This window comes from Halorubrum aidingense JCM 13560 (assembly GCF_000336995.1).
GTDB lineage: Archaea > Halobacteriota > Halobacteria > Halobacteriales > Haloferacaceae > Halorubrum > Halorubrum aidingense.
In genome coordinates, this window is record NZ_AOJI01000017.1 from 351800 (window position 1) to 368617 (window position 16818).

Consider the following 16818-nt stretch of genomic DNA (forward strand, 5'->3'; position numbering starts at 1 on the left):
ATGTGACGCCACCAGACCGCCCCCCGATCGGACGATCGATTCGGCGCTCCATCCGACGCCTCCGCGATCCGACGATCCGCGGGCGCGTTCGCGCGGCGGTCGCCGCGGAACTGCTCGGAACGCCGCGGAGCCTCGGCGTCGTCCTCGTGCTCACCGGGTTCATGTTCGCGGTGGGCGTCGGGTACTACGCGCCGACCGCCGGGTCGGTCCCCCCGTGGCTGTGGCCGCTGTACGCGGACTCCGCCGTCGCCGTCGCGCTCGGTGCAGTCGTGTTGCTCCGTCTCGTCCCGACGGTCAGGGCCGGGGAGCCAGTCACCGCCGACGAGCCGGGTTCCGCGTCGCTCGCGTACCTCCACACGCTGGCGTTCGTCTGGCTGGTCCAGTTCGGGCTCTGGCCGCTCGTCTCGTTGAACCTCGCGTTCGACGCGTACGTCGCCGCGCCCGACGCGTGGATCTACTACTGGGGCGTGCTCGGCACGCACCTCTGTTTCGTCGGGCTAGCGCTGTTGTTTCCCGCGTTCGGACGGACCAGCCGCGGTGCGCTGACGCTCGCGCTGGCGCTCGTCGTCGTCAACGTCGTCGTCGACTACGGGTTCGGCTACCACCCGCCGCTCCTGTACGAGCCCGGCCCCCCGTTGGCGGGCGCGACGCTCGCGATCGGCGTCGGCTCGGTGTGGCTCGCTGGGCGATCGTTCCGGCGGCTGAACGGGAGCGAGTGAAGACCGGTCGTGCCCGTCTTGACCGAAGTAAAATACGGGCACGGCGGGATTCGAACCTCAGTCACTCCGCTCGCTGTGCTCGCTCGTTCCCTACTTCGAATCTCGCTTATGCCGCTACTGCTTCACTTCGCTCGCAGATAGCGGGCACGGCGGGATTCGAACCCGCGATCGAGAGGTTAGGAACCTCTCGCCCTGTCCGCTAGGCCACGTGCCCAGGAGTGCAGAAAACGTGTCGTCGCGGGTCGATCGGCGCCGCGGAGCCGGTTACGCGCTCGTCTCTTTCTCGGTTTCGAGCTCGTCGTCGTCCTCGTCGAGCGTCGCGTCGTCGTCCTCCTCGAGCGCCGCGTCGTCCTCGTCGGTCTGCATCTGTTTCAGTTCGTCCTCGACCTCCTCGCGGCCCTTCTTAAACTCGCCCATCGCTTGGCCGGTCGACCGTGCGAGTTTCGGGATCTTGTTCGCGCCGAACAGAAGGACCAGAACGAGCAGGATGATGAGGAGCTCCGGGCCCGCCGGGATACCGCCGATCAGTGGAATCGCGCTTGCCATCTCTATACCGGAGTAGCCCTGTGGCGATTATAGTCTTTTTGCCTCGGTGAGCCTACCGCAGACGCCGAATGCACAGCCGACACACCCGCCAGCCGCGGGGTTCTCCTCGCTCGCAGTCGCCGTCGAAACCGTGATACCTCTCCGCGGGCACCGATCGGTATGCCACGCGTTGGCGATACCGCACCGACGTTTACCGCCTCGCTCGTGAACGGCGATATCGAACCGTTCGACCTCGCCGAGCACCTCGGCGACGAACCGGTCGTGCTCGCCTTCTTCCCGGCCGCGTTCTCGAACACCTGCACCGACGAGATGGCGGCGCTTCGCGACGAGTTCGACCGCGACGGCGCCGCCCTCTTCGGGGTGAGCACCGACCTCCCGCACGCGCTCGCGGCCTATCGGGCGCAGTACGATCTCCCCTTTGCGCTCGTCGGCGACCCCGACCACCGCGCGATCGAGGCGTACGACGTGATCGAGGACTTCGAGCACTACGGGGTCGAGACCGTCGCCCAGCGAGCGGTGTTCGTGATCGACGCCGACGGCGTCGTGACGTACCGCTGGCTCGCGAACACCGCCGGACAAGAACCCGACTACGACGCGCTCGCCGAGGCGGTCGCGGACGCGAACTGAACCGGCAGAGCCGACGGACCGGTCGCGCCCCGTGCTCAGATCGGGTCGCGAAGCCCCTCCAGGGCCTCCGGGTTCTCCATCGAGGAGAGGTCGCCCGGGTCCTCGTCGTTGTACACCGACTCGATCGCGCGCCGGATGATCTTCCCGGACTGCGTCTTCGGGAAGGCGTCGACGAACAGCAGCTCGCGCGGGCGGAATGGCTTCCCGTGCTCCTCGCCGACCAGGGTCCGAAGCTCTTCGCGGAGGTCGTCGGTCGGCTCGACGCCGGGTTCGAGGACGACGTACGCGACGACTGCGGTCCCCGTGGTGTCGTCCGGAACGCCGACGGCGGCAGCCTGATTGACCGCGTCGTGGTCGATGAGCACGCCTTCGATCTCGGCGGGGCCGACCTTCCGACCCGCGACGTTGAGCGCGTCGTCGGCCCGCCCGTGGAGGAACCAGAAGCCGTCGTCGTCTCTCTGCGCGAAGTCGCCGTGGTCCCACAGGTCCTCCCACGTCGACCAGTACTCCTCGAGGTAGCGCTCGTCGCCGGACCACAGCGACTTCGTCATCGACGGACAGGAGTCGCGAGCGACGAGGAATCCTCGTTCACCGGACGCCTTGATCGACTCACCGGTCTCGTCGACGATGTCGATCGCCATCCCGAGCCCCGGTCCGCCGAGCGTGCACGGTTTCAGCGGCTGGTTCGGCATCGGCATCAGGAAACAGCCGCAGATCTCCGTGCCGCCGGAGATGTTGATGATCGGGCACTCGCCGCCGCCGATCGCGTCGTGGAACCACTGCCACGACTCGGGGTCCCACGGCTCGCCGGTCGACCCGAGAATCCGGAGGCTCGACAGGTCGTGGTCGTCGACCCACTGGTCGCCGTGTTTCCGGAGCGCGCGGATCGCGGTCGGCGAGATGCCGAACTGGGTGATTCCGTGACGGTCGATCATCTCCCAGAACCGGTCCGGCTGCGGGTGGTCGGGCGCGCCCTCGTACATCACCACCGTCCCGCCGAACGCGTGGTTGCCGATCAGCGTCCACGGCCCCATCATCCAGCCGATGTCGGAGACCCAGAAGAACCGGTCCGCGGGCTTCTGGTCGAACCCGAAGTGGATCTCCTTGGCGCACTGCGTCAGGACTCCGGCGTGGGTGTGAACGATCCCTTTCGGGGTCCCGGTCGTCCCGGAGGAGTACAGCAACATGGACTCCTGGTCGCTCGGGAGGCGTTTCGTCTCGTAGCTCGGCGACTGCGACGCGACCGCGTCGGTCCACGTCACGTCCCGGTCGTCGTTCCACGGAACCGGCTCGTCGGCGTCCCCGTCGGGCGTCGCCCCGAGCCGGTCGTAGACGACGGTGTGTTCGATCTGACCGGCCTCGTCGATGGCGGCGTCCGCAGCCTCTTTCAGCCGCACCTCGCTTCCCCGGCGGTAGAAGCCGTCGCCGGTGAACAGCACCGACGGCTCCGCGTCGTCGATGCGGGTCGCCGTCGCCTCCGTGCCGAAGCCGGAGAAGATCGGGACGGCAATCGCGCCGACCTTCAGGCACCCGTAAAGAATCGAGACGACTTCGGGCACCATCGGCATGTAGAGCCCGACGGTGTCGCCCGTCTCGACCCCGACGGAGTCGAGATAGTTGGCGACGCGGTTGCTGTCGCGGGCCAGTTCGTGGAACGTGATCTCGCGGACGTCGCCCGGTTCGCCCTCCCAGATCAGCGCGACCCGGTTGCGAGTCGGCGAGTCGACCGCGGCGTGTCTGTCGACGACGTTGTGCGCGACGTTGATCTCGCCGCCGGGGTACCAGTCGGAGAACTGCGGCCCCTCGCTGTCGTCACCGGACTGCGTCCGGTTGCCCGCGGAGCTCCGCTCCGCGCTGTCGCGGACCGCGTCGTAATCGGTGTAAAACTCGATGTCGAGGTAGTCGACGATCTCGTCCCAGAACCAGTCGACGCCGGAGGCCGGCTCGCCCTCGACGTCCGAGGTGGTCCGGGCGATCAGTTCCTCGTAGTCGTCGATGCCGTACTCGCGCATGAACGCCGCGACGTTCGTCGCCTCGGCGAACGCCTCGGTTGGTTCGTGTACGACTTCGGTTATCCCCTCGTACTCGTCCATTCTACGTCCGTGTTTCCGCGGAGATAGTAAGTAACTTTCCTGAATGATTCGCTACCGCGGCTCGACGCACTCGCCGGCGACCGCGACGGTTCGATCGGTATCGACGGCGACCGTCCCGTCGAACAGGCCGCAGACCGAAGCGTCCCACGCGAGCCGTCCCTCCCAGTCGTCGCCCGTCACGGTGACCTCGTGGCGACCGGTTCCGCCGACGGTCGCCTCGAACGCGCGGGCGACGCCGACGTCGACGCGCTCGGAGCGCTCCGCATATATCGTTCCGTCGTCGCCGCGGACGACCACCTTCACGTCGACGGGGGCGTCGCCGTCGCTTCGCACCGTCAGATCGAGTCGACCGGGTTCGGCCTCTCCGAGCCCGAGGCATCCCGAGATTGCTCCCGCGGTCACGGTCGCGGCCGCCGCCGTGAGGAGTTCGCGTCGATCCATGGAGAAGAGTCGTCGCCCCGAGGTTTGAATCCCGCCCACACGACCGTTCGAACGCGGACGGCGCAGGTCACGACAGAAAAACACCTGAATCGAGACGGACGCGTCGCGTCCGGGCGACTCGTTCGGGACGCCTATTGGGCGTCCACGTCGCGGTCGACCGGCTAGTCGTCGTCGAGCTCTTCGTCCGTGTCGAGCTCTTCGTCGGCGTCAGCGTCGAGTTCGTCGGTGTCAGCGCCGGCGCCAGCCGCTTCGTCGTCGTCACCGTACGTCGCTTCGGAGACGATGTCGACGGAGGCGACTTCGTCGTCGGGGTCCAGATTCATCACGATGACGCCCATCGTGTTGCGGCCCACCGTCGATATCTCCTCGACGCGAGTCCGCATGATCTGGCCCTGGCCGCTCATCGCGAGCAGGTGGTCGCCGTAGGTGACCGCCTCGATGGCGACGGCCTCGCCGTTGCGGTCGCCGGTCTTGATGTCGATGAGCCCCTTCCCGTTGCGGGACTGGAGCCGATACTCGTCGAGGTCGGAGCGCTTTCCGTAGCCGTTCTCGGTCACGGTGAGCACCCAGTTGTGGTGGTCCTCGTCGATGGCGGCGACGCCGGCGACGGCGTCGCCCTCGCGCAGGTCGATCCCGATCACGCCGCGAGCGGTCCGGCCCATCGCACGAGCCTCCGACTCGTCGAATCGGATCGCCATCCCGTTCCGGCTTCCGATGACGATGTCGGTGTCGCCGTCGGTCACCTCGACGTCGACGAGTTCGTCGCCGTCCTCCAGCCGGATCGCGCGGATCCCGGTCGACATGATGTTGCCGAACTGGTCGACGGCGGTCCGCTTGATGTACCCGTCGCGGGTGACCATCGTGAGGAACTCGTCGTCGTCGAGGTCGTCGGTGTTCACCACCGCCTCGATCTCCTCGCCGGCGTCGAGATCGAGGAGGTTGACCGCCGACTTCCCGCGGGCGGTCCGCGACATCTCCGGGATCTCGTAGGTCTTCAGCTCGTAGATCTGGCCGCGGTTCGTGAACACCAACAGGTAGTCGTGGGAGTTGGCGGCGAACACGGAGGAGACGCGGTCACCCTCCTTCAGGCCGGTGCCGATGATCCCCTTCCCGCCGCGGTTCTGCGCGCGGAACGTGTCGAGGGACATCCGCTTGATGTAATCGTCCTCGCTCATCACGACGACGCACTCCTCCTCGGGGATGAGATCCTCGTGGGTCACGTCGCCGACGTCCTCGATGAAGCTCGTGCGGCGCTCGTCGCCGTACTCCGCTTTCATCTCCTCCAGCTCCTCGACGATCACGGCGTCGAGTTCGTCGGGGTCGCCGAGGATCGTCTCCAGCCGCTCGATCCGAGCGGTGACGTCCTCGTACTCCGATTCGATCTCTTGGGTCTCCATCGAGGTCAGCGAGCCGAGCTGCATCCGCACGATGTGTTCGGCCTGCGCCTCCGAGAACTCGTACTCGGCTTCGAGCGCGGCCTTCGCGGCGTCGCGGTCGTCGGAGTCCTGAATGGTCTCGACGACGCTGTCGACCTGTTCGAGCGCCTTCAGTCGCCCTTCGAGGATGTGCGCGCGGTCCTCGCGCTCTTCGAGTTCGTGCTCGGAGCGCCGACGCACCACCTCTCGGCGATGCTCGACGTAGTGTTCGAGCGTCTCTCTGAGGTTGAGCACCTGCGGCGCACCGTCGACCAAGGCGAGGTTGATGACGCCGAAGGTCCGTTCGAGGTGGCTCTCCAGCAGCTGGTTTTTGACGACCTCCGCCATCGCGTCGCGTTTGAGTTCGACGACGACGCGGATACCGTCGCGGTCGGACTCGTCGCGGAGGTCGCGGATCCCCTCGATCGATCCCTCGTTGACGTCGTCGGCGATCCGCTCGACGAGCCGGGACTTGTTCTGCTGGAAGGGGAGCTCCGTGATGACGATCCGGCCCTCTTCCTCGTCGACCTCGAACTCGGCGCGGACGCGGACGCGGCCGCGCCCCGTCTTGTACGCCTTGTGGACCGCGTTCCGGCCGACGATGTTCGCGCCGGTCGGGAAGTCCGGTCCCTTGACGTGTTCCATGAGGTCCTCGACGGTCGAGTCGGGGTTCTCGATCAGCTCGACGGTGGCGTCGACGACCTCACCGAGGTTGTGCGGTGGGATGTTCGTCGACATCCCCACGGCGATCCCCGAGGACCCGTTGACGAGCAGGTGCGGGATCGCCGACGGTAACACCTCGGGCTCCTCCAGACGGTCGTCGTAGTTCGCTTGGAAGTCGACCGTGTCGCGCTCGATGTCGGCCAGAAGCTCCTCGGCGATGGGCGCCATCCGCGCCTCCGTGTACCGCATCGCGGCCGGCGGGTCGCCGTCGACGGAGCCGAAGTTCCCCTGTCCGTCGACGAGGGGGTACCGCATCGAGAAGTCCTGCGCCATCCGCGCGAGCGTGTCGTAGATGGCGCTGTCGCCGTGCGGGTGGTAGTCACCCATCGTCTCGCCGACGATGGAGGAGGACTTGCGGTGCGAGGAGTTGCTGGTGACGCCCGCCTGGTGCATCGCGTAGAGGATCCGCCGGTGGACGGGCTTGAGCCCGTCGCGCACGTCGGGGAGCGCGCGACCCGCGATGACGGACATCGCGTAGTCGATGTACGACTGCTCCATCTCGTCTTCGATGCGGGCGTTCGTCACCTGCGCGGCGCGGACGTCGCTCGGGTCGACGTCGGGTACGTCGGAGCTCATATGTCCACCCACTCCGCTTCGGTCGCGTGCTCCTTGATGAACTGCTTGCGCGGCTCGACCGCGTCACCCATCAGCACGTTGAACATGCGGTCCGCCGCGGCCGCGTCGTCGATGTTGATCTGCTTGAGAATGCGGTTTTCCGGGTCCATCGTCGTGTCCCACAGCTGGTCCGGGTTCATCTCGCCGAGCCCCTTGAACCGCTGAACCTGGTCGGGGTTGCCGTCGCACTTCTCCTCGACGATCCGGTCGCGTTCCGCTTCCGTCATCGCGTCGTACGTTTCACCGCGGTAGCGGACGCGGTACAGCGGCGGCTGGGCCGCGTAGACGTAGCCGGCCTCCAACAGGGGCTTCATGTGCCGGTAGAGGAGCGTGAGCAGCAGCGTCCGGATGTGGGCGCCGTCGACGTCGGCGTCCGTCATCAAGATGATCTTGTGGTACCGGGCGTCGTCGATGTCGAACTCCTCGCCGATCCCCGCGCCGATCGCCGTGATCAGCGCGCGAATCTCGTCGTTCTCCAGAATGCGGTCGAGCCGGTGCTTCTCGACGTTGAGGATTTTTCCCTTGAGCGGGAGGATCGCCTGATTCTTCCGGTTTCGGCCCTGTTTTGCGCTTCCGCCGGCGCTGTCGCCCTCCACCACGAACAGCTCCGCCTCCTCTGGGTCGCGGGTCTGACAGTCAGCGAGCTTGCCGGGCAGCGCCGTCGACTCCAGCGCGGACTTCCGGCGAGTGAGCTCTTCGGCCTTCTTCGCCGCCTTGCGCGCCCGTGCGGCCTCCGCGGCCTTGTGCACGACTTTGCGGGCGGTGTCGGGGTTTTCCTCGAAGAAGGTGCCGAGCTTCTCGTGGGTCGCGGACTCGACGATACCGCGAACCTCGCTGTTGCCGAGTTTCGTCTTCGTCTGCCCCTCGAACTGCGGGTCGGGGTGTTTCACCGAGATGACTGCGGTGAGCCCCTCGCGAACGTCCTCTCCTTTCAGGTTGGCGTCGAGGTCGTCGACGAGCCCGTGCTCGTTGGCGTAGTCGTTGACGGTCCGCGTCAGCGCCGTTTTGAACCCGGTGAGGTGAGTCCCGCCCTCTCGGGTGTTGATGTTGTTCGCGAACGCGTGGACGGAGCCCTGTAGCTCCTCGGTCGCCTGCATGGCGACCTCGACGTGGATGTCCGCGTCCTCGTCGGCGAAGTAGATGACATCGTCGTGGATGGGCGTCCGCGTCTCGTTCAGGTACGCGACGAACTCGCGGATGCCGCCGTCGTACCGGAACGTCTCCTCGTCGCCCGCGTCGCTGATGTCGGCGTCTTCGCGCTCGTCGGCCAGCGTGATCGCGACGCCGGAGTTGAGGAACGCCAGCTCGCGCAGCCGGTTGGCGAGCGTCGAGAACGCGAACTCGGTGGTCTCGAAGATCTCGGAGTCGGGCCAAAAGCGGATGTACGTGCCCGTCGACTCGCCCTCCTCCATGTCGCGGACGCGTTCGAACCCGTCCTCGACGGGCTCGCCGCGAGCGAACTCGTGGCGGTAGACGCCGCCGTCGCGTTTGACCTCCACTTCGAGCCGCTCGGAGAGCGCGTTGACGACGCTCACGCCGACGCCGTGGAGCCCGCCGGAGACCTGGTAGGATTTGGAGTCGAACTTTCCGCCGGCGTGAAGGACCGTCATGATCACTTCGAGCGCCGGTCGGTCGTACTTCTCGTGGGTGTCGACCGGGATCCCTCGGCCGTCGTCGGTGACGCCGACGGAGCCGTCGGCGTGGATGGTGACGGTGATGTCGTCGCAGTACCCCGCGAGCGCCTCGTCGATGGAGTTGTCGACGACCTCGTAGACGAGATGGTGGAGCCCGCGCCCGTCCGTGGACCCGATATACATCGCCGGACGTTTACGGACGGCCTGAAGGCCCTCGAGGACCTGTATCTGGCCGGCTCCGTATTCACTCTGCTCTGGCATAGAACTTAGTGGAGGTAATCCGTGCCGGGTTATAAAGGCGGCGCACGCGCGCGGGCGTGTGAGCGAAGAACAGTTTGAATTCCCCTACGTACCCGAGGTTCGAACGACCCGCCGCACGCGGTCCATCGCCGCGGTCCGGAACTCGTCTCGGTCCACGGCGACGGCGAAAGCTGCCTCGCCGCCGAACCCGACCGGCGTCTCGCGGGCGACCGACTCGACGACCCGATCCGCGATAGGGCCGATCGCGGGCGGGTCGCCGCCGCGCCCCGCCGAATCGACTGCTCGGTCGACTCGCGCCCGAGTCACGTACCGTGCCACTATCTCGTCGAGGGCGTCGAGTTCGTCCGATGCCGACCGGTCGATCGGATCCGAAGCCGGAGCGCTCGCGTCTTCCGACGCATCGGCGTGGTCCGGAGTGATCCTCCCGCGCCCGCCGCGCTTGTTCCGGACGACGACGCCCGCGGCCGGGCCGTCGCGCCACGCCGATTCCGGGATTCGGTACGCTTCCGGGTCGAAGTCGCGCGCGTTCCGCTCGCGTTCGACGACGGTGATCGGGTCGAGTCCGACGCCCTCGAAGATCGCCGCGGCGGCGTCGGGCGGGCGGAACGCGCCTCCGGCCGTGGCGGCCTCGTCCGACCACACGTCGGTTCCGAGAAACGGCGGCAGTCGCTCCCAGTCGTACTCGGTCCCGCGGTAGTGCGGTGCCACGCCGAAGAAGACGACGCCGGCGGGGTCGTCGACGCTCGCTCGGAGCGCCTCGCGGTCGAACCGCTCGCGGACGTGTCGAACCGCGGGCCGGAGCGCGAGCGGCACGGCGTCGAAAGACTCGTAGATCGTCTCGGGATCGCCGAATCGGAGGAGCCCCGACTCGTCCATCCGGACCCGGAGGCCCGTCCCGTCGATCAGTTCGAGCAGCCAGAGGTGCCCGGAGAGCAAGTCGTCGGGGGCGTCCGGACCGAGAACGTTCGGAAGCGGTGGGAACGAGCGCATGGTGTCGCGCGTGGAGGTATCGCGTCAGTGCGGGTAGGTGCTGCGGTCGACCCGTGTGTCCCGTTCCCACAGCTACAAGCCGCGTCCGGACATATCGGGGCGCAATGCTCCCGATCGCGGACGCCTTCGAGCACGAGTACCGAGGCTGTGAGATCCTGTACGGTCGCGGCCGCATCGGCGATCTCGGCGGGGTTCTCGGCGATCGCGGGTTCGACGAGGCGCTCGTCGTCTGCGGCTCGAACGTCGGCGCCAACGACGACCTGATGGACCCGATTCGGGCGGGGCTCGGCGACCGCCTCGCGGGGGTCTTCGACCGGACGACGCCCGCAAAGCGCGTCGAGACCGCCTTCGACCTCCTCGATCACCGGGCCGAGGTGGGCGCGGACGTGCTCGTCGCGGTCGGCGGTGGAAGCAGCCTCGACACCGCGAGACAGGCCGCCTGGATCGACGCCGACGGGCGCGACCTCGCGGACCTGCGGGCCGACGCGGAGCGCGGTCCCGGCGCTCTCGGCTCGCTGGCGCCCGACGGCACCCCGTCGATCCCGTTCGTCGTGGTCCCGACGACGTTCGCCGGCGCGGACGTCTCGACGGGCGGCTCTCTGGAGGTCCTCGACGCCGACCACTCCCCGACCGGCCAGCCGCTGACCGTGAGCGGGGGCGGTGCGATGCCCGTCGCCGACGTGGCTGATCCGTCGCTGTTCGAGACGACGCCGCAGTCGGCACTCGCGGGATCGGCGATGAACGGCTTCAACAAGGGGATCGAGACGCCGTACGCCAGCGGCTCGACGCCCGTGAGCGACGCGGCGGCGGTCCACGGCCTGCGACTCCTGAGCGACGCCCTACCGCACGTCGCCGGCGACCGGCCGGACAGCGAGGCCGCGATGGACCGGGCGGTCGTCGGCTCGCTGCTCGTCCAACTCGACCGGAAGGTCTCCGTCATCCACGCGTTCGGCCACGGCTTCGCCCGCCGGTACGACGTCCAGCAGGGCGCGATTCACGCGATCGTCGCGCCGCACGTCCTCGCGTACCTCTTCGACGAGATCGACGGCAGCCGCCGCCTGCTCGCGGAGGGGCTCGGGGTCCGGACCGACGGCCGCGACGACGACGCGATCGCCGAAGCCGTTATCGAGGCGGTGACGGCAGTGCGCGACTCGCTGCCGGTCCCCGCCCGCCTTCGTGAGCTGTCCGCGGTCGAACAGAGCGATTTCCCCGCGATCGCGGCGTTCATCGCCGACGACTGGTCGATGGATCGCGCGCCCGACGGGCTGGACGCGACGCCCGAGGCGATCGAGGGCGTGTTGCGCGCGGCGTGGTGACCGGCCGAGAGTGCGAGTCTCGCGGACCGCCGCGGGCGACGACCATTTTTAAGCAGCGATACCAGTCCCCGATCCGTTTATAAGCTAACCGCCGTGGCGTTGTTAGTTATTTATAACAGACCGACAGCGACGTCTCAGTCGTCCGCGGTCGCCTCCGGCCGGTACGCCTTGCTTATCGCCTTCCACTTCCCGGAGCGGAACCGCCAGTAGTTGATCGCGGCGGGGATCGTCGTCTCGGCCATAAACGCGAGGTACAACCCCCAAATCCCGATCGCAGGCAGCGCTATCTCGGGGATCGTCAGCCCGACCAGCGGGAGGTCGATCGCCGGTGTCGCGTCGTGTGCCCCGACGTACGCCAGCGGGATCGACACGCAGAACATCCCCAGAAACTGGCTCGCGAAGGGGATCTTCGTGTCGCCGGCGGCGTCGAGCGGCCCCGCCGCTCCGCCGGAGACGCCCTGAAAGACGACGGCGGCACAGGCCGCGTACACGAGGTTCACGGCGATCGGAATCTCGGGGCTGTCGGGGCTCTCGGCGAACAGCGAGACGATGTCCGTCGCGAAGATCCCGATGAGCACCGCCGAGACGACGTACGTCGCCACGGAAAAGCGAATGATGTCGCGGGCGTACGCCTCGGCCTCCGCGGGGTCCTCACCGCCGAGTTCCTGGCCGACCAGACTAGAGGAGGCGAGCCCGAAGCCCCAGCCGGGGGTGTTCATGAGCCCCCAGATGCGCCGGGCGATGACGAACGCGGCGACGGTGTTCTCGCCGAACACGTCGAGGATGGCGAGCATGGGGAACTCCGCGACGGTCCACACGAGGTTGCGCGCGCCGACCGGCAGTCCGATCTCGACGAGGTCGCGGAGCATGTCCGGGTTCACGTACGAGCCGAACGGGTCGATCGCGATCGGGAACGCCCCGAGTCCGGGGAGCCGCCCCCGCACGAGTCCGCCCGCGAACGCCGCGGTGACGACGACGTTCGAGAGCACGGTCCCGAGCGCGGCGCCCTCGACGCCCCACCCCAGCCCGAAGATGAACGCCGCGCTGAGCGCGATGTTCGCGAGCGCGCCGCCGGCGCGCACCTGCATCGCGGTGTACGCGTCGTCACAGCCCACGAGCACTCGGCTCCCCACGAGGTTGAGCGCGGCGAACGGGACGCCGAGCCCGACGACGCGGAGGTAGTCGCCGCCCAGCCGAATCGCACGCTCGTTGCTGCTCAGTACGTCGATGAAGGCGGGTGCGAACGTCCAGAAGGCCGCCGCGACGGGGATCGTGATCAGCACGACGAGGAGGACGCTCGCGCGGACGGCGTCGCCGAGTTCGGCGTACGCCTCCGCGCCGTACCGCTGGGAGACTAACGCGATGGTTCCGCCCGCGACGCCGCCGCCGATGGCGAACGAGAGCCCCCAGTAGGGACCGGCGAAGCCGACGCCAGCGACCGCGCTCGTTCCGACGGCGACGCCGACCATCGCGACGTCGACGGCGTTTTTCGACATCCGGGCGATCCCCGTGATGATCCGCGGCCACGCGAGGTCGGTCGTCCGGACCACCCGGTGGCGGTCGATCAGTCCGGCCTTCGCGAGGGCGAAACCGATGTAGAGGATAACGGCACGGAACGGGTTCGGGAGTTGGACCACTGCGAGTACCGCCCTTTATCCGTGGTCAGTAAAGGGGTTTCGTCACGCGGCGGGCGTTTCCGGATCGGCCGAGCGACCGCGGCCGCGTCACGAGCCCGACACGAGGTACACCGACAGCGCGGCGAAAACGATCCCCAGCGCCTTCCGAGCGGTGAACGACTCGCCGAGAAAGAGGAAGCCGATCACCGACGAGAACACGAGGAACATCGCGAAGATGGGCGTGACGACACTCACCGGGCCGAGCGCGAGCGATCGGTACAGCGCCAAGATCCCGATCCCGAGGAAGACGCCCGCCGCGAGCACGTGAAGCAGTTTCGGCGAGCCGAGGTGTTCCGTGAATCCCTGTCCCGTGTACGCGAGGACGCCGATCGCCATGCCGATGAGCAGCGTGTTCGAGATCACGACGGCGACGTCGCTCGGGACGGCGTTCGGCCCGGTCGTCGCGACACGCATCAGCGGCGAGACGAGCGCGTATGCCCCCATCGCGAGCAGGGCATACGGGAGGTAAGTCGCGTCCATGGATCGGAATCGAACGGGGCGAACAAGTGCCTACCGACCCGCGCCGGCGGAGGAGCCGGACGAGTCGGACGAGTCAGCCGCGTCGGACGATTCGACCGCATCGGACGATTTGACCGAGCCGGACGGCCCGATCGAATCGACGGCGGTGGCCGCCCGGTCCTCATCGCTGATCGGGACGGGACCGACGCCGTCGTCATCGGCGGCGACCGGCGCGGCCCCCACCGTCGGCACCGATACCGTCACCTTCGTTCCGCGGGGGTCGCGGGCGCCGAACGAGACGTTCCCGCCGATGTGATCGATCGCCCACTTCACGATCCACAGCCCGATCCCGCTCCCGTGTTTGAGCGGGGTCTCGGTGCCGCGTTGCAACACGTCGTACTCCGACTCGTCGATCCCCGGGCCGTCGTCGGCGACGACGAGTTCGACCCAGTCGCCGTCCACGGACGCGGTGATCCACACCGACGGGGTATCCGTGTCGTTGTGCTGGATCGCGTTCGAACAGAGGTTGTCCACGATCACGTGGACGACCGCCGGCACGGACACCGTGGGAACGTCGGGGTCGACGGCGACGTCCGCGCAGGGGAACTCCGATCGGAGGTCCGAGACGACGCCGTCGACGAGTTCGTCGAGCGGGATCGGCGGTGACGGTTCCGAGACCGGATCGAACATCTTGCTCGCCGTTCGAGTGCGTTCGCTCAACTCCAAAATGCGCGTCGCGCTCTGTTTGACGACCGAGAGCGCCCGCTCGTCGGTCGGATCCGCCTTCAGCTGGTCGGCGTAGCCGTGAATGAGGTTCGTTTCGGTCCGCACGTCGTGTCGAAACACCCGGTTGAGCACGTCGAGACGCTGTTGTTGGCCGAGGTATTGACCCACGTCGTGGAAGACGACCACCTGTCCGATCGAGCGGTCGTGGGCGTCGGTCACGTCTCTGACCGTGGCTTCGTACGGCCGGCGACCGTTCGCACCCACGATCGCGAGCGGGGAGCGGTCGTCGTCCCCGGCGGCCAGGTCCTCGTACCGCGGCACGACTTCGGTCGCCGACTCACCGATCGCGGCCCGGCGGTCGATGTCGAAGATCTCGACGGCGCTCTGATTCAGATCGACGACGTAACCTTCGGTCCCGACGACGAACGCCGGGTCGTGGAGGTGCTCGAACACGAGCTGGCGCGCTCTCCGGCGCGGCGCCGGCGCGAGCGTGAGCAGCCGGAACCGAGAGAGCGCGAGGAGGTACGCCACGCCCGAGACCGCGAACGCGAGCGGCGTCGGATCCAGCCCGGCGACGGGGATCGCGTCGACGAGGTACAGTACGCTGCTCGCCCACGGCGCCGCGGTGCCGACGATCAGCGCGGCGCTCTGTCCGCGGAACGGCCGCGCGTCGTCGCGGACGAGCTGGAGGATCGGTACGGAGCCGATCAGCCCGAGCAGGTAGGTGTACCCGGCGGTGACGTAGTACCACGGTCCGGGGGAAACGCGCAGAAACGACCCGACGGCCGACTCCGCCACGCTGGCGTCCGCTCGGAGGAGCCCGCCGGAATCTCCGACCGCGACGACGAGGAGCGTGACGAACGGCACGACCAGCAGCGCGGTGACGACGCCCGGGGTCACGTATCGGTCGCGGCCCGTGTATTCGAGCGCGAACAGCACCCACGCGACCGGGATCAACACGACGCCGATCCACTGGACGTCGTACCACAGCGCCTTCGCCGCCAGCGTCGACGCCTCTAACTCGAAGACGAGGAACGTCGTCCACCACACTTGCCCGGCGAGCAGCAGCGAGAGCCACGTCGCTCCCGCCTCCGGCCGCTCGCGCCACGCGAGTATCGTCCCGGAGGTGCCGGTAACGACCGCTGCGAGCAACGCGACCGAAAGCGGGCTCAATGCGATCACTACTTTATTACAAACAAGGGGTGTATAAATCATTTTGTTACGCCGATCCGACATCGACGGGTCGGATCGGGCGCGTCGATCCCGTCCGCGATCGACGGGCTCAGCCGACGAGGTGCACCCCCGCGAGGAGCGCGCCCACGACGAGGTAGCTGCAGTCGGGAGCAATTCCGAGCGCCGAGCGCTTCTCGATCCGTCCGGCCAGCCCCGTGATCCCCAGCGAGAGGACGATCCCCGCGACGAGCGCCCCGGCGATCGGCCACGCGATCAGCCCGCCCGCGACCGCGACCGCCAACAGCGCCGCGGTCGCGACGTCGACGCCGTACAGCACGCGCCGGGTCGCGACGACCCCGAGCACGACCGGCAGCGTCGCCACGCCGACCGCGGCGTCTGCCTCCACGTCCCGAACGTTGGGGAGTTCCGCGTCGACGAACGACCGCAAGAAGAAGTAGCCGAACGCGACGGCGACGAGCGGCGCGCCGCCAGCGGCCGCGTCGCGGGCCGCGCCGAGTCCGCCGACCGTGCCGGCACCCGCACCGGCGAACGCGAGCGGGAGGGCGGTGACCGCGACCGCCCAGCCGAGCGCGACGACCGCCGAGTTGAGGACCAGCACGTCTTTCAGCCGCGGGATACGGCGCCGAACGCCCTCGACCGTTCCGCTCGACACGAGCCCGCTGACCGAGTCGGTCGCGAGCCGGCCGACGTTCGGGAGCCAGTCGGATGCGTACAGGACCCAGAACGCGCCCGGAAGCAGCGTAACTGCGAGCGCGAGCGGGCCGCCGAGAACCGCCAGCGCGAGCGCGAGTCCGTACGCGAGCGTGGCGGCGATCATCAGTTGATCGGCGTATCGGCGCGCGAGAGTCGCCCGCTCCGGCGTCGATCGGGCGTCGGCGTCGGCGTCAGCGACGTGATCGACGGTGTACACCGCGAAGGTGACGAGTGCGACGACGGCCGGTGCGGGCGTCAGTGGGACGCCGAGCAGGACGGTCGCGATGAGCGTCTCGACGGCGGCGACCGTCGCGACGAACGGCGATCCGGACGCGAACGCCGCGACGGGGCCGGCGATGCGAGCGGCGCGTCCGGTCTGCGCGGTACGGGCGCGAGCGGAAACGCGGCTCGCGACCGAAGCGGGTGTGCTGACGGCGGTCCGTGCGACGTGCCGGGCGCCGTCGGCGACGCGCGCGGCCGCGGCCGACGCTCCGTCGCCGGTGGAGGATTCGTCGGTTCTGGTCGAGTTCGAGCGGTACAACGATTCGGTGCCGTCAAATGCTGTCGACGGCGGGTCTGATGTGTCTTCCATAGGTCGGCGGGCGACGCCGTCCGCGACGGCGCCCGCCGCTCTGACTTCTCGTCCGAGGGATTATTTATCCGATTGCTTGAAACAAAATCAAGCGTGTC

Annotated in this window: 13 protein-coding genes and 1 tRNA gene; 3 read left to right on the forward strand and 11 right to left on the reverse strand. The window is 68.2% G+C overall.

Translation table 11 applies throughout. The features are described from left to right. Nucleotides 1-2: 2 nt before the first annotated feature. Nucleotides 3-719, forward strand: coding sequence for a DUF1405 domain-containing protein (locus tag C461_RS04955; protein WP_007999180.1), 717 nt, complete (start codon nucleotides 3-5; stop codon nucleotides 717-719). Between the two features lie 141 nt (nucleotides 720-860). Here the strand turns inward: C461_RS04955 and C461_RS04960 are convergent. Together C461_RS04960 and C461_RS04965 are read right to left on the reverse strand one after the other, a co-directional pair. After that, a tRNA-Arg gene (locus C461_RS04960) sits at nucleotides 861-933 on the reverse strand. A 50-nt stretch (nucleotides 934-983) separates the two neighbouring features. Beyond that, a complete protein-coding gene (locus C461_RS04965; RefSeq protein WP_007999181.1) occupies nucleotides 984-1265 on the reverse strand; it encodes a Sec-independent protein translocase subunit TatA/TatB in 282 nt (93 codons plus the stop codon). A gap of 159 nt (nucleotides 1266-1424) precedes the next feature. On the opposite strand from C461_RS04965, the gene C461_RS04970 reads away from it, so the two are divergent. Beyond that, nucleotides 1425-1892, forward strand: coding sequence for a redoxin domain-containing protein (locus C461_RS04970; RefSeq protein WP_007999182.1), 468 nt, complete (start codon nucleotides 1425-1427; stop codon nucleotides 1890-1892). Nucleotides 1893-1927: 35 nt separating this feature from the next. Here C461_RS04970 and C461_RS04975 read toward each other — a convergent pair whose 3' ends face one another. The 5 genes from C461_RS04975 to C461_RS04995 all read right to left on the reverse strand — a co-directional run bounded on the left by C461_RS04975 (nucleotide 1928) and on the right by C461_RS04995 (nucleotide 10064). Continuing rightward, nucleotides 1928-3985 (reverse strand): AMP-binding protein, encoded by a 2058-nt coding sequence (locus tag C461_RS04975; protein WP_007999184.1) that lies wholly within the window; start codon nucleotides 3983-3985, stop codon nucleotides 1928-1930. A 51-nt stretch (nucleotides 3986-4036) separates the two neighbouring features. Continuing rightward, complete coding sequence (locus tag C461_RS04980; RefSeq protein ID WP_007999186.1) at nucleotides 4037-4426, reverse strand: hypothetical protein; 390 nt, start codon at nucleotides 4424-4426, stop codon at nucleotides 4037-4039. 161 nt (nucleotides 4427-4587) lie between these two features. Beyond that, on the reverse strand, nucleotides 4588-7140 hold the full coding sequence (gene gyrA / locus C461_RS04985) for a DNA gyrase subunit A (protein ID WP_007999188.1): 2553 nt from the start codon (nucleotides 7138-7140) through the stop codon (nucleotides 4588-4590). Next, nucleotides 7137-9074: a DNA topoisomerase (ATP-hydrolyzing) subunit B gene (gene gyrB, locus C461_RS04990; RefSeq protein ID WP_007999189.1), complete on the reverse strand. Its 1938-nt coding sequence runs from the start codon at nucleotides 9072-9074 to the stop codon at nucleotides 7137-7139. The genes gyrA and gyrB overlap by 4 nt, the downstream gene beginning before the upstream one ends. An 84-nt stretch (nucleotides 9075-9158) precedes the next feature. After that, on the reverse strand, nucleotides 9159-10064 hold the full coding sequence (locus C461_RS04995; protein ID WP_007999190.1) for a hypothetical protein: 906 nt from the start codon (nucleotides 10062-10064) through the stop codon (nucleotides 9159-9161). 104 nt (nucleotides 10065-10168) lie between these two features. Here C461_RS04995 and C461_RS05000 point away from each other — a divergent pair, with 104 nt between their 5' ends. Further along, on the forward strand, nucleotides 10169-11380 hold the full coding sequence (locus C461_RS05000) for an iron-containing alcohol dehydrogenase family protein (RefSeq protein ID WP_007999191.1): 1212 nt from the start codon (nucleotides 10169-10171) through the stop codon (nucleotides 11378-11380). A 134-nt stretch (nucleotides 11381-11514) separates the two neighbouring features. Here the strand turns inward: C461_RS05000 and C461_RS05005 are convergent, their stop codons facing one another. The 4 genes from C461_RS05005 to C461_RS05020 all read right to left on the reverse strand — a co-directional run bounded on the left by C461_RS05005 (nucleotide 11515) and on the right by C461_RS05020 (nucleotide 16720). Beyond that, entirely contained in the window at nucleotides 11515-13017 is a 1503-nt protein-coding gene (locus C461_RS05005) for an MATE family efflux transporter (protein ID WP_007999192.1), read from the reverse strand. Nucleotides 13018-13104: 87 nt separating this feature from the next. Continuing rightward, nucleotides 13105-13536: an EamA family transporter gene (locus C461_RS05010; RefSeq protein WP_007999193.1), complete on the reverse strand. Its 432-nt coding sequence runs from the start codon at nucleotides 13534-13536 to the stop codon at nucleotides 13105-13107. 30 nt (nucleotides 13537-13566) lie between these two features. Continuing rightward, nucleotides 13567-15423 carry a sensor histidine kinase gene (locus C461_RS05015; RefSeq protein WP_080506257.1) on the reverse strand — a complete coding sequence of 619 codons (1857 nt, stop codon included), beginning with the start codon at nucleotides 15421-15423 and terminating at the stop codon, nucleotides 13567-13569. Between the two features lie 100 nt (nucleotides 15424-15523). After that, nucleotides 15524-16720, reverse strand: coding sequence for a UbiA family prenyltransferase (locus C461_RS05020; protein WP_007999195.1), 1197 nt, complete (start codon nucleotides 16718-16720; stop codon nucleotides 15524-15526). Nucleotides 16721-16818: the final 98 nt, after the last annotated feature.